Source organism: Caballeronia jiangsuensis, assembly GCF_046030135.1.
In the GTDB taxonomy this organism is placed as follows: domain Bacteria; phylum Pseudomonadota; class Gammaproteobacteria; order Burkholderiales; family Burkholderiaceae; genus Caballeronia; species Caballeronia jiangsuensis.
Map to the genome: position 1 here is coordinate 16,604 of NZ_JAQQDB010000043.1, position 13,223 is coordinate 29,826.

Annotated in this window: 9 protein-coding genes; 2 read left to right on the forward strand and 7 right to left on the reverse strand. The window is 60.3% G+C overall.

From position 1 onward, the window contains the following. The 6 genes from PQR08_RS31745 to PQR08_RS31770 form a co-directional block, all read right to left on the reverse strand. Nucleotides 1-2,085, reverse strand: a complete 2,085-nt coding sequence (locus PQR08_RS31745; protein ID WP_250483581.1) for a 3-hydroxyacyl-CoA dehydrogenase NAD-binding domain-containing protein — start codon at nt 2,083-2,085, stop codon at nt 1-3. 850 nt (nt 2,086-2,935) lie between these two features. Then, nucleotides 2,936-3,808 (reverse strand): phosphonopyruvate hydrolase, encoded by an 873-nt coding sequence (locus PQR08_RS31750; RefSeq protein WP_187604769.1) that lies wholly within the window; start codon nt 3,806-3,808, stop codon nt 2,936-2,938. Nucleotides 3,809-3,861: 53 nt separating this feature from the next. Then, nucleotides 3,862-5,079, reverse strand: coding sequence for a pyridoxal phosphate-dependent aminotransferase (locus PQR08_RS31755; RefSeq protein WP_250483579.1), 1,218 nt, complete (start codon nt 5,077-5,079; stop codon nt 3,862-3,864). Beyond that, the gene (locus PQR08_RS31760; RefSeq protein WP_187604771.1) at nt 5,076-6,731 is read right to left on the reverse strand and encodes an ABC transporter permease; all 1,656 of its coding nucleotides are present in this window, start codon (nt 6,729-6,731) and stop codon (nt 5,076-5,078) included. Before PQR08_RS31760 ends, PQR08_RS31755 begins: the two co-directional genes overlap by 4 nt. Continuing rightward, nucleotides 6,725-7,795: an ABC transporter ATP-binding protein gene (locus PQR08_RS31765; RefSeq protein WP_250483578.1), complete on the reverse strand. Its 1,071-nt coding sequence runs from the start codon at nt 7,793-7,795 to the stop codon at nt 6,725-6,727. The genes PQR08_RS31760 and PQR08_RS31765 overlap by 7 nt, the downstream gene beginning before the upstream one ends. A 20-nt stretch (nt 7,796-7,815) precedes the next feature. Beyond that, nucleotides 7,816-8,799 (reverse strand): ABC transporter substrate-binding protein, encoded by a 984-nt coding sequence (locus PQR08_RS31770; RefSeq protein WP_250483577.1) that lies wholly within the window; start codon nt 8,797-8,799, stop codon nt 7,816-7,818. A gap of 118 nt (nt 8,800-8,917) precedes the next feature. Here PQR08_RS31770 and PQR08_RS31775 point away from each other — a divergent pair, with 118 nt between their 5' ends. Continuing rightward, nucleotides 8,918-9,808 (forward strand): LysR family transcriptional regulator, encoded by an 891-nt coding sequence (locus tag PQR08_RS31775; protein ID WP_250483576.1) that lies wholly within the window; start codon nt 8,918-8,920, stop codon nt 9,806-9,808. A gap of 61 nt (nt 9,809-9,869) precedes the next feature. On the opposite strand, the gene PQR08_RS31780 is transcribed toward PQR08_RS31775, so the two are convergent. Beyond that, entirely contained in the window at nt 9,870-11,516 is a 1,647-nt protein-coding gene (locus PQR08_RS31780; protein ID WP_238215671.1) for a 3-(methylthio)propionyl-CoA ligase, read from the reverse strand. Between the two features lie 106 nt (nt 11,517-11,622). On the opposite strand from PQR08_RS31780, the gene PQR08_RS31785 reads away from it, so the two are divergent. Beyond that, nucleotides 11,623-13,215, forward strand: a complete 1,593-nt coding sequence (locus PQR08_RS31785) for a protein adenylyltransferase SelO (RefSeq protein ID WP_250483575.1) — start codon at nt 11,623-11,625, stop codon at nt 13,213-13,215. Nucleotides 13,216-13,223: the final 8 nt, after the last annotated feature.

Genomic DNA, 13,223 nt, shown 5'->3' on the forward strand with positions numbered 1-13,223 from the left:
TCAGTCATTGAAGCGTCCATTCGATTGCGCGAGCCGGGTCACGAGCGCGGCGGGCCGCCACGCTTCGCCGTTGGCCTGCTTCGCGTACTTGCGCATCGCGCGCTCCACGTTGTAGAGGCCGATGGTGTCCGCATAGAGCATCGGGCCGCCGCGCCAGAGCGGAAAGCCGTAGCCCGTCAGATAGACCATGTCGATATCCGACGCCTTGCTGGCGATGCCTTCCGCGAGAATCTTCGCGCCTTCGTTCACGAGCGCGAGCACGAGGCGCTCGACGATCTCTTCGTCGCCGATCTTGCGCCGTCCGACGCCGCGCTCGTTCGAATACGCGACGATCATGTCGTTGACGAGTTTCGACGGCGCCGCGTCGCGCCTGCCCGGCTGATAGTCGTACCAGCCCGCGCCGGTCTTCTGCCCGAAGCGGCCCGTCTCGCACAGGCGATCCGCGACGCGCGAATAGTGCAGATCAGGCTGCTCCCGATAGCGGCGCTTTCTGATCGCCCAGCCGATGTCGTTGCCCGCGAGATCGCTCATGCGGAACGGGCCCATCGCGAAGCCGAATTTTTCGATCGCGCGATCGATCTGCGCGGGCAGCGCACCCTCCTCCAGCATGAAAAGCGCTTGCCGGATGTACTGCTCGATCATCCGGTTGCCGATGAAGCCGTCGCACACGCCCGACACCACCGCCGTCTTCTTGATCTTCTTCGCGAGCTGCATGACGGTGGCGAGCACGTCCTTGTCCGTCTTCTCGCCGCGCACGACTTCGAGCAGCTTCATCACGTTCGCGGGGCTGAAGAAGTGCATGCCGATGACATCGCCGGGGCGCTTCGTGAACGCGGCGATCCGGTTCAGATCGAGCGTCGATGTGTTCGATGCGAGGATCGCGCCGGGCTTCGCGATTTCATCGAGCTGGCGGAACACCTGCTCCTTCACGCCCAGTTCCTCGAACACGGCTTCGATGATCAGGTCCGCGTTCGCCAGATCGGAGAACGACAGCGTCGGCTGAATCAGCGCCATACGCTCTTCGACCTTCTCCTGCGTGAGCTTGCCCTTTTTGACCTGGGCTTCATAGTTGCGTCGGATCGTGGCGAGCCCGCGATCGATCGCCTCCTGCTTCGTTTCGAGCAGCACGACAGGCAAGCCCGCGTTGAGGAAGTTCATCGCGATGCCGCCGCCCATCGTGCCCGCGCCGATCACGCCGATTTGCGCGATGGTCCTGACAGGCGTATTCGAGGGCACATCGGCGATTCTGGCGGCCGCGCGCTCGCCGAAAAACGCATGCCGCAGCGCGCGGCTCTCGGGTGTCTGCACGAGCGCGAGAAAACATTCGCGTTCGAATGCGAGGCCACGCTCGAAGCCTTCCTTCACGCCCTTTTCGACCGCGTCGATGCACTTGTGCGGCGCCGGGAATTGTTTCGCGACCGCCGCGACGCCGTTCCTTGCGAACTGGATGAAACCTTCGGCGTTCAGGTGCTCGATCTCGCGGTCGCGTACTTTCGGATGCGGACCGCCCCAATCCGCCGCCTTGCTCGCGAACGACAGCGCGCGGGTCAGTAGATCGCCTTCGACGAGTTCGTCGAAAAGCGCGGTCTGCGCGAGCGTTTCCGACGGCACCGGCGCACCCGACACGATCATGTTCAATGCCGTTTCCAGCCCGACCACGCGCGGCAGGCGCTGCGTGCCGCCCGCGCCGGGCAGCAGGCCGAGTTTCACTTCCGGCAGCGCGATCTGCGCGCCGGGCGCGGCGATGCGGTAGTGCGCGCCGAGCGCGAGTTCGAGACCGCCGCCCATCGCGACCGCGTGGATCGCCGCGGCCACCGGCTTCGCGCTCTCTTCCAGCGCCTTGATCACGGTCATGAGCGTGGGCTCTTGCGTGGCTTTCGGCGTATTGAATTCGGTGATGTCCGCGCCGCCCGAAAATGCCTTGCCCGCGCCGATGATGACGATGGCGCGCACGTCGTCGTCATCGTTGGCGCGTTCGATGCCTTCTACGATGCCCGCGCGCGTCGAATGACCGAGCCCGTTGACCGGCGGGTTATCGAGGGTAATGACCGCGATGCCGCCGCGGTTCGTGTAGTCCACTGCCATGAGTGTCTCCTGTCGACCGGATATCGGATTAATTGTGGGCGATGGGTGCAGAATACACAAAAAAGCACGACCGTTCAATTAATATGATTGCCTAGTGTCATGCAGACGCCGAATACGACGAAGCCCCGGCTCCGCGCGAGCGGACCGGGGCTTCGACGAGCGCGACTGCGCTAGACCGAGTTTTTCGTCGCGTCTCCACTGTATGCGACTTGATCGGCTCCCTTCAGCGCCCAGGACATCCGATGGGCTTCCGGGTGAGCAGCGACGAACTTGCCGAACTTATAGCCCATAGCTCCCACGTAAGATTTCACCGACGCGCCGCGCTATGGCGTCACGCTCATCGCCGTTGAGTGGATTGCGGTTGCATGCCCATTGTTTCTTCTTCGCGAAGTCTGGAAACTTCGGAGCCTCGCCCCATTTCCAGTCGTCACTGAGCGCGTTCCTGCTTCTGCCGAAAATGTGATGATGCACTTTCCGATGTTCCGTTACGTTCTTGGGTCCCGCAGGGTCTGCGCTGTCGTTCAGCGACCAATTTCCCGCTTCCCGCTAATTCACGCAGCCACCGTCGAGTTGCGGCAAGACTTGGAGCATCGCGCGGCCGGTCGCTGCGACAAGGCATGACCAATGATACAAATCGAGCGGGGCGAGTTCGCTTCGCTCCCAGACCGATTGAGACGGATAGACAATGAGATGGCCACCATCCGCGCGATCACAGAGCGTGGTGGTTGGACTCGTGACCCGGCCACCGTGAAACGAAAAAACGTCGATCGCCATTCTGTTCCTCGCAATAGATGAATCGCGCGCCCACCGTGGTTTTGCCGGCAATCCGGCGCGCGCTTGCCAACCGTGTTCAGCGAAGGAATTTCGCTTCGATATCGCCCATGTGCGCGTCGCCCTGAAGACTAATGATTTCCTGGACGGACGGTAACGTTTTATCGACTTCGCGAATTCCTTCCTCTCGCCGTATCTTTGCAAAGACGGTTTGCATTGCTCCCACGGCTGCACGGATCGCATGATTTCCGTAGATGACGATACCGACCTTGCGAAGTGCCTTGATGTCTGATTCAGTCAGTTCAGGATATGCAGTCGGAACAAGTACCAGTGGCACGCGGCCGTTCCACGCATTAATGAAGGCGAGTACTTCGTCGGGTGTCTTCTGCTTCGAGTGGATCAGGATTGCATCGGCGCCGGCTTCTTCATATGCGGCGGCGCGGCGCAGCGCTTCGTCCTGCCCTTGGCCCGCGATCAGCGCTTCGGTGCGCGCAATGATCACGAAGTCAGGATCATGTCGTCCCGCCACAGCGGCTGCGACCTTTCCCTGAAACTCCTCGATGCGGACGAGTTCTTGCCGCCCTTCCGCACGCAAACTCGTATCCTTGGGAAATGTCTTGTCCTCCATCACGATCGCCGACGCCCCGGCCGCTTCGTATTGAGGTACGACGTATCGGACATTGACGGCATTGCCGAAACCGGTATCGATGTCGGCAATAAGAGGAATCGAGGTAACCGAAGCGATGGCGCGCATCATCTCCAGATGTGTGCCGAACGAAAGAATGTTCGCATCGGGGACCGCATAGCTCGCGGCAAGCTCGAAGCCGCTACCCCATATACCATCGAAACCAGCCTGCTCGGCCAGCTTGGCAGACAATGGATTATGTGCCGCCATCGCCGTGAAAAGCCTGCCTTGGTTAAGTGTCTCACGCAGAAATTCATTCTTTGTCATTTAGGTATCCTATTTTAACTTCAAGGTTGTCGGGAGCTTTTTGACGGCGTGACTTAACGCAGCGCGGAACAGGCTCGGGCGATGCGGCTCATTGCTTCGCGCAACTCGGCGTCGGACGCAGCATACGAGATGCGGAAGTGGCCCGGCAGTTCAAAGGCCGTGCCGGGTACAACTGCAACGCCTGCTGTCCGAAGGATGTACATCGCAAGATCGATATCGGTCGCGATCAGATTTGCAGATTCATCACGGGTGCCGAGCAGACCGACACAACCAGGAAAAGCGTAGAAGGCGCCGGGCGGAAGATCGCATGTCAGGCCTTTGATCCCACGCAAAGTATCGACGACATTGTCGCGGCGCTTGCGAAACTGTTCGACAAAACGGTCTAGGAAGTCCATCGGGCCATCCAGCGCGGCAATCGATGCCGCCTGACTGATCGAACTCGTATGAGACGTGGATTGCGACTGAACGAGATTCATCGCCTTGATGAGCTCGGCGGGTCCTGCTCCAAACCCTACCCGCCAGCCAGTCATCGCGTATGCCTTGGACACTCCGTTGATCGTCAGCGTGCGAGAAGCCAGTTCGGGGGTCACGGCGGCCGGCGTGGCGAAGGCCGAATCGTCGTAACGGATTTTTTCGTAGATGTCGTCGGCCATCACCCAAACGTTCGGATGTCGCAGAAGCACCTCTCCTAACGCGGAGAGTTCTTCGGTGCTATAGACTGCACCGCTTGGATTCGACGGGGAATTCAGCATCAGCCATTTCGTGCGCGGCGTGATCGACTCTTCGAGTTGCGCTGGCGTGATTTTGAAGCCGCTGGCGGCGCCACAGCGGACAATGATTGGACGACCCCCGGCAAGCAAGACCATCTCCGGGTAGGACACCCACGCGGGCGTCGGAATAACGACCTCGTCCCCGGGATTGATCGTGGCCTGAAGCGCGTTATACAGCAATTGCTTGGCGCCGCACCCTACCTGGATCTGCTCCGGTCGATAGTCGAGCCCGTTGTCGCGCTGGAATTTGCGTACTACCGCTTCGCGAAGTTCGAGCGTACCGGCGACGTCCGTATAACGCGATTCATTGCGATCGATCGCAAGTTTGGCAGCCTCGCGAACGTGCTCTGGCGTCGGGAAATCCGGTTCGCCCTGACTGAGCGCGATTACGTCCGCGCCTTCGCGTTTCAACTGATTCGCAAGGCGGGTCATTTCCTTCGTGGCGGAAGGTTTGGCGCCGAGGACCCGATTTGCCAGAAGTGTCGTTTCGATTGCGGTCATTCGATCGTTCCTATTTTGAGGCGAAGTTTCCATTTGGCCACCGCAAGCGGCACAAAGATGGAGAGCAGAAGCAAGAGGCTGTATGCGCAGGCGAGCGCCAGACGGTCACTGTCGACCTGCTGGAAGATTTCGATTGGCATCGTGCTCATACCGCCGAAATACAGCACGATCGTCGCCGACAGTTCGGACAATGTCGTGACCCACATCAGAACGGCGGCAGCCGCGACCGATGGGCCAATGACAGGCAGGACGACTTTGAAAAAGCTCTTGATCGGGCTAACCCCAAGACTCATCGACGCTTCCTCGATCGAGTCCTTCAGGTTATGAAGTGGGCCGATTGCAGCGCGCACGCTCGTCGGCACTTTTCGCAAGAAGTAGGCGAGCGCCATGATGACCCAGCTTCCAGTCAGGACAAGCCAGCCGCTCCCAAAGGTATTCGTCAAGGCGATCCCCATAACCGTACCGGCGACGGTCAGAGGAAGCGTGACGAGGACGTCCAGCGTATGCGAGAGCGCCGAACGTCGCTTCACGATCAGATAGGCGGCGGCAATTGAGAAGCATGTGCCGGCGACGGTGGCGATCGTTGCAAGGAATAGCGAGTGATAGAGCGGCTCTGGCGCTTGAAACAAAACATGCGTCAAGTTGTCCAGCGTGAAGCTGCCATACCTCAGTACTGGACCGATCGACGGCGTGAACGCAGTCACAACGACAACGAGCGCAGGTAGCAGCGACATGACGACTACCAGCGACACACTGGACGTCGCTGCCACGGCGTGCCAACCCGATATCCTGGAGGATGCCGGTGTCCGCCCGGATTCCATTTGAAACTGTCGTCGCTCGACTACGATCTTTTGAAACAGCAGAGCGCCGGCTCCCAACGACACTAGCAACGACGCCATCGTGGTCTGCATCTGCGCACTGCCGCCCATTTCGCTGACAAACTCGTTGTATGCCTTCACTGCGAGAACGGGCGTCCGCGCGCCGATGATGGCCGGAACACCGAAGCTGCCGATGACGTGCGTAAAGACAATCATTGCACCGGCGAATACCGACGGAAGCAGCATCGGCAAGGTGACACCCGACAGCACTCGGCTCATCGGCCGACCAAGGCTAAGCGCAGCTTCTTCCAGATTGCGATCCATCGACTTCAGTCCGACGAAGACCGCTACAAACGCATAGACGTAGTTGTTAAGGGTCATCACAAATACGAGACCCCACCACGAATACAATGACGGCACCTGGAGTCCTGTCGGCGTGAGCAGCATATTCACCACCCCTTGCTTGCCCAGGATCAATACCCAGGCGGCGGCCACCACGACATCGGGCACCACGAGCGTGATGAATGGCAGCGCACAAACCAGTCCCGCCAGAGGGAATGCGCAACGCGCAACAACGATTGCAAGTCCTCCGCCGACCAGCATCGAAGAGACGGTTACGGCACCCCCTAGGATCAGTGTGTTGAATAGCGCTTCGCGATACCCACGCTCAGAAAAAAAACGCACATAACCGCTGAAGTCAGCAGCGCCAGTAGAGTCGATCAGAGACTTGCCGAGCATCGTGCCTAACGGCCATAGCAAAAACGCGCACAACAAGGCAATTGAGAGAACGGCTAGCGCGAGCCATACGGGATCGCGCCGGAGGCTGCCTAACATAGCGTTCCCTCCACGATATGCGAAGAGTGCGGCACTCTCAACACAACAGGTTCTCCCCTCGATCGAAGCCGCGTACCCTGTGAAGCGGAGGCATCGACGCGGATCGGTCCGATACTCGTCTGGACGGAGTACCCAACCGTGTGACCTCGATATTCGACCTGAACGATTGATCCCGCTATTTCCCCGTCCTTTACGGGCGAAGCGTCAGCGATGGAAATATCCGCTCCACGGACCGCCAGTGAAGCGCCGTCTGGAACATGCGCATCGCTTCTTGTGAGCAGAATGCCTGCTGGCGTTTCCATCCGTCGCAGACCATCGCTGCGGGAGGCCAACTCCTGAATGATCGGGATAACGTTGGCGCCGCCCACAAAGTCGGCCGCGAATGCGGTGCGAGGGCGTGTGTAGATTCCCAGTGGTGATCCGATCTGCACGATCTCGCCGCGATTCATGACAGCGATCTGATCCGACACGGCGAGCGCTTCCTCCTGGTCGTGAGTCACGAACACTGTCGTTATCCCCGCTTCGATCTGCAAGGTGCGAATCATCGAACGCAGTTCAACGCGCAGTTTTACGTCGAGCGCTGACAGTGGTTCGTCGAGCAGCAATACTTTTGGTTCGATGACAAGAGCGCGAGCCATCGCCACCCGTTGCCGTTGGCCACCGGACAGTGCGGCCGGAGCGCGATCGAGAAAGGCGCCAAGTCCAACGCGCTCGAGCATCGAAGCCGATCGCTCAAACGCCTCCTGCCTCGCCATTCCGCGGGCCAGCAGCCCGTATGAGACATTCGCCATCACCGACCGATCCGGGAAAAGTGCGTAGTCCTGAAACACGATGCCCACGCCCCGTCGGTGGACCGGAATTGACGTGACGTTCTCGTTGCCGAAAAGAACACGTCCACGGTCGGGCCGCACGAATCCGGCAAGCATTCGCAGCAAGGTAGTCTTGCCGCAGCCCGACGGGCCGAGCAGCGTAAAAAACTGGCCGCTTGGAATGACCAGGTCGAGTGAACGAAACAGCGTCTGTCGTCCGTAGCTCTGATCGATTTTTTCGAATGAAACCTGCATATCGGTTCCTCGCTCGCCCGTTACTTCGAGGCCACAATCTGGCGCCACTGCGAGAGGAATTCTGCGCGCGCTGCTTCCATCTGACTGGCGTCGAGCGCGATAACCTTGATATTGTCGAGCGCCGGAAGCGCGGACATCTTGCTCACGTCGATATCGATGCGCAGCGGCCGCCGGAACGCACTTTTGAAGATCTCTGTCTGAACCGGCTTCGACGCGAGGAAATCGAAAAGTTTTCGAGCTTCCGATGGGTGTTTTCCACCGCGGATGAGCGCCATGCCTTCCGGTGAAAGGAAAGTGCCTTCAGCGGGATAGACCAGTTTCACGCTGTCGAGTTGACCGGCAACATACTGGTACGCGGCGTATTCCATAGTCACCGCTATAGCAAACTCTCCATTGGCGACACCTTGGTACGCGGCTGATGTCGTGCCGACGATGACTGCGTTGCGAATGATCTGCGCGTATACGCCAGGCGAAACCAACTTGCTCAGCCCATAAAGGGCGACATAAGAGGCGCTGCTGAATTGCGGATCGGGGATAACAATTTTCCCTTTCCATTTTGGGTCTGCAAGGTCGTTCCAGCCTTTCGGTGCTTGCCCGCCCGGCGCCTGGCGAAGATTGGCCATGAGCACAGACACGTGCGTATTGGTTCCAAGCCAGAGACCTTGCTTGCTTCGATACTGCGCTGGAACCGCGCTCTCCTCTGGGGAGTTATAGGGCTGAAACTGATCCTGAAAAGCGCTGATCGTCGAGATTCCTCCCGACCAGAAGATATCGCCAAGCGGGTTAGCCGCTTCGGCTTTGATCCGCTGCATCAGCGCTCCTGTCCCGGCACGGACAACCGAAACTTTGATGGCGGGATTCTGCTTTTCAAATTGCTCGACAACCTTAGCGACTGTTTCAACGTCGTTAGATGAATACAGCACGACATCAGCTGCCTGTGCCGGATGTTGCAACAAAGGCCCTATCATGATTGAAATGCATGCTAATTGAACCCGCTTCAACATTGTTATCCCCTTGGCACGATGGCGTGGTGCAGCTTTAAAACCTGGTTACGATGGAAAAAAGATATCATCGTAAAAATGACGGTTATATGATCCACTCCTGCTAGCATGAGTTTTTGTTATGGTGCCGAAATCGACGCTGCCCTTGACTGCGATACGTGTTTTCGTAACGGTCGGCAGGCATGGGAATTTCACGCGCGCGGCGGAAGCGTTGGGCATCACGCAGAGTGCTGTCAGTCGTCACATTGCAACGCTTGAGGCGCTGGTGAGATGTTCGCTGTTCGAGCGTCGGGGCCCCCAGTTGACGCTGACACCCTCAGGGGCTCAGTTTCACGACGCGGTTAAAGATGCGGTCTCGACGATTGAACTCGCTACCTTGCAGCTCATGCAGGGTCAGCAGGAGCATGACCGAATCACCGTAAGAACGTCTATGCCAAGCTTTGCAATGACGGTTGTGATTCCCGCGTTGGGCGCTTTCACGATCAGTCATCCCGTGCAGATCGACCTTGTCACGTCTCTCTCGCCGCCACAGCCACGCGAGCAGTTCGACGTCTTGATAACGAGAGATCTCAGCCTTCCGGACACGGAGAGTTGGGAACTCATCCAGGAAGAACTCGTTTGCGTTTGTTCGCCGTCCATGCACTCAGCGCATCGTTCAAAGGCGCTGTATCGATGGCCGCTGATAGCATCGCGCTCGCGACCGGACACCATTGCCGTCTGGGCATTGGCCAAGAGCATCCCGGTCGAATCGCTCCAGGTCCATGCTGTGTACGATCACCTGTTTCTCGCCGTGGCTGCTGCAATCGGTGGCAACGGCCTTCTGATCGTGCCGCGTATTGTCGTGCAGGACCATTTGCAGACAGGGACACTGATTTTGGCCGATCAGGAAATAGTGGCGTCGGGGGCCATGTACGTTGCGTACGTCAATCCCCGTAGCCGACATGTGCAGATGGCACGGGTATTTTGTCGGTGGCTGAAAGGGATGTTGCGAGAGCGCAGTCAGAGCGCCTGATTGGCGCCCTTACCGCGCATTCACCCGAATTCAGCGAAGCTTCAAAACGTACCGACGTGACCTAGGCGGACGCCGGCAGCACGTGATCGCGATACTGCTCGCGCAGACGCAACTTCTGCAGCTTGCCGGTCGCGGTGTGCGGCAAAGACTCGGCGAACACGACATCGTCCGGAATCCACCACTTCACGACCTTGCCCTCGAAATGCGCGAGCAGTTCCTCGCGCGTGACGGTGGCGTCAGGCTTGAGCACCGCCACGATCAACGGCCGCTCCGTCCACTTCGGATGCGAACACGCGATGCACGCGGCCTCCGCCACCTGCGGATGCGACACCGCGATATTTTCCAGTTCGATCGAGCTGATCCATTCGCCGCCGGACTTGATGACGTCCTTGCTGCGATCGGTGATCTGCATGAAGCCGTCCGGATCGATGGTCGCGACATCGCCCGTCGGGAACCAGCCGTCGACGAGCGGCGAGTCGTCGCGACGGAAATAGCGGTCGATGACCCACGGCCCGCGCACGTACAGATCGCCGAAGGACTTTCCGTCCCAAGGCAGCTCGGCACCGTCGTCGCCGACGACTTTCATATCGACGCCGAAGAGCGTGTGCCCCTGCTTCTCCAGCGAGCGGCGCTGCTCTTCGAGCGGACGCTGCTTCTGCCTGAAGTTCAGCCGGGCCAACGTGCCGAGCGGCGACATCTCCGTCATGCCCCATGCGTGGATCACCTGCACGCCGTACTCTTCCTCGAAGATGCGCAGCATCGCGGGCGGACACGCGGAGCCGCCGATCACCGTGCGCTTCAACGTCGAGAAACGCACGTTCTGCTGCTTCATATAGGTGAGCAAGGCCATCCAGACAGTCGGCACGCCCGCCGAATACGTGACGCCTTCCGCCTCCATCAGCTCGTAGAGCGATTTGCCGTCGAGGTCTTTACCGGGGAACACGAGTTTCGCGCCGACGAGCGGCCCCGCGTGCGGAATGCCCCACGCGTTGACATGGAACATGGGCACGACAGGCAGAATCGCATCGCTCGACGACGCGCCCATCGCATCGGGCAGCGACGCTCCGTACGCGTGCAGGACCGTCGATCGATGCGAGTACAGCGCGCCCTTCGGATTGCCGGTCGTGCCCGACGTGTAGCAGAGAAACGAGGCCTGGCGCTCGTCGAGCATCGGCCATTCGTAGTCGCCGTCATGCTCGCCGATGAGGCTCTCGTAGCTCATCACCGGCACGCTCATGTCCGACAGATGCTCGCCGATGCACGCGGCATCGCCGAGCGCGATCCAGCCTTTCACGTTCGGACACTGCGGCGCGATGAGTTCGACGAGCGGGCCGAAGGTCATGTCGAAGCAGACATAGGAATCGTCGGCGTGATCGATGATGAACGCGATCTGGTCGGGAAAGAGACGCGGATTGATCGTGTGGCAAACGGCGCCCATGCCGCTCACGCCGTAATAGCACTCCAGATGTCTGTAGCCGTTCCATGCAAGCGTGCCGATGCGCTCGCCCTGCTCGACGCCGAGCGCGCTCAGCGCCTGCGCAAGCTGCTTCGCGCGCTTCTCGCAATCGCGGTACGTGTAGCGGTGGATGTCGCCTTCGATGCGGCGCGACACGATCTCGTTATCGCCGAAGTGGCGCGAGGCATGGGACAGCAGGGACGACGCGAGCAGCGGTACTTCCATCATCTGGCCGTAGAGCGGCGACGTCATAGGCGGGGTCCTCGAATCTGTCGGATGCTGATCGGATGGCCGGGCCACGCTCCTGCAGGCCCGCGGGCGCGGAATTACAATATCGTTTAACTCAGAGGCGCTCAATATGTCGTTTTCCCCAAGCAATGCCGTACGCGCGACGCGCGACGAGACGCCCGCCGACGCGCGTTCCTTGAGCGAAATCGCCGGCGCGATCCGCGTCGGCGAGCCCGGTTCGTTCGCCGCGCTCGGCAGCGCTTTTCTCACGCGTCTTCCCGCCGCGCCAGTGCCCGATCCGTATCTCGTCGGGCTTTCGCGCGAGATGGCCGAAACGCTCGGTTTCGATCCGCAAGTCGCCACCGGCGCCGAAAAAGATGCATTCGCCGCGTACTTCGCCGGCAATCCGACACGCGACTGGGCGAGCGATTCGCTGCCCTATGCGGCCGTGTATTCGGGGCATCAATTCGGCGTGTGGGCGGGTCAACTGGGCGATGGCCGTGCGCTCACGCTCGGCGAAGTTGGACACGATGGCGCGCGCCTCGAAGTGCAACTGAAGGGCGCGGGACGCACGCCCTACTCGCGCATGGGCGACGGCCGCGCGGTGCTGCGTTCGTCGATCCGCGAGTTTCTGTGCTCGGAAGCGATGCACCATCTCGGCATTCCGACGACGCGCGCGCTCGCCGTCATCGGCTCGGATCTGCCGGTGCGCCGCGAGACCATTGAAACGGCGGCGATCGTCACGCGCGTATCGCCGAGCTTCGTGCGGTTCGGCCACTTCGAGCACTTCTATGCGAACGACCGCATCGACGATCTGCGAACGCTCGCCGATCACGTGATCGACCGCTTTTATCCGCACTGCCGCGACGCCGACGATCCCTATCTCGCGCTGCTCGACGAAGCCGTGCGCTCCACCGCCGATCTGATGGCGCAGTGGCAAGGCGTGGGCTTCTGCCACGGCGTGATGAACACCGACAACATGTCGATTCTCGGCCTCACGATCGACTACGGTCCGTTCGGCTTCATGGACGCCTTCAACGCGCATCACGTCTGCAATCACTCGGATACGCAGGGGCGCTATTCCTATGGCCGCCAGCCGCAGGTCGGATACTGGAACCTCTTCTGTCTCGCGCAGGCGCTCGTGCCGCTCTTTGGCGGGAATCTGCCGGAGGAAGGACGCGCCGAGCGCGTGGTCGAAGAGGCGCAGAAGGTGATGGAGCGATACAAGGATCGTTTCGGGCCCGCGCTCGTCGCGACGATGCGCGCGAAGCTCGGCCTCGAAATCGAGCGCGACGGCGACGACAAGCTCGCCAACGGTCTCTTCGAAATCATGCATGCGAATCGCGCGGACTTCACGCTCACGTTCCGGAACTTGTCGAAGCTCTCGAAATCCGACGCGAGCCAGGATGCACCGGTTCGCGATCTGTTCCTCGACCGCGCCGCCTTCGATGCGTGGGCCGTGCAGTATCGCGAGCGCCTGGCGCACGAGCCGCGCGACGACGCCGCGCGCGCCACGGCGATGAATCGCGTGAATCCGAAGTACGTGCTGCGCAATCATCTGGCCGAACAGGCAATCCGCCGGGCGGCCGAGAAGGACTTTTCGGAAGTGGAGCGCCTCCTGGACGTGCTGCGCCATCCGTATGACGAACAGCCGCAATACGAGGCTTATGCCGGCCTGCCGCCCAACTGGGCGAGCGACCTCGAAGTCAGTTGTTCTTCGTAGGATCGCCC

Bases quoted from the DNA above. Each gene is read 5' to 3' on its own strand.
- PQR08_RS31745 (WP_250483581.1), bottom strand. From the start codon at position 2,085: ATGGCAGTGGACTACACGAACCGCGGCGGCATCGCGGTCATTACCCTC.
- PQR08_RS31750 (WP_187604769.1), bottom strand. From the start codon at position 3,808: ATGACAAAGAATGAATTTCTGCGTGAGACACTTAACCAAGGCAGGCTT.
- PQR08_RS31755 (WP_250483579.1), bottom strand. From the start codon at position 5,079: ATGACCGCAATCGAAACGACACTTCTGGCAAATCGGGTCCTCGGCGCC.
- PQR08_RS31760 (WP_187604771.1), bottom strand. From the start codon at position 6,731: ATGTTAGGCAGCCTCCGGCGCGATCCCGTATGGCTCGCGCTAGCCGTT.
- PQR08_RS31765 (WP_250483578.1), bottom strand. From the start codon at position 7,795: ATGCAGGTTTCATTCGAAAAAATCGATCAGAGCTACGGACGACAGACG.
- PQR08_RS31770 (WP_250483577.1), bottom strand. From the start codon at position 8,799: ATGTTGAAGCGGGTTCAATTAGCATGCATTTCAATCATGATAGGGCCT.
- PQR08_RS31775 (WP_250483576.1), top strand. From the start codon at position 8,918: ATGGTGCCGAAATCGACGCTGCCCTTGACTGCGATACGTGTTTTCGTA.
- PQR08_RS31780 (WP_238215671.1), bottom strand. From the start codon at position 11,516: ATGACGTCGCCGCTCTACGGCCAGATGATGGAAGTACCGCTGCTCGCG.
- PQR08_RS31785 (WP_250483575.1), top strand. From the start codon at position 11,623: ATGTCGTTTTCCCCAAGCAATGCCGTACGCGCGACGCGCGACGAGACG.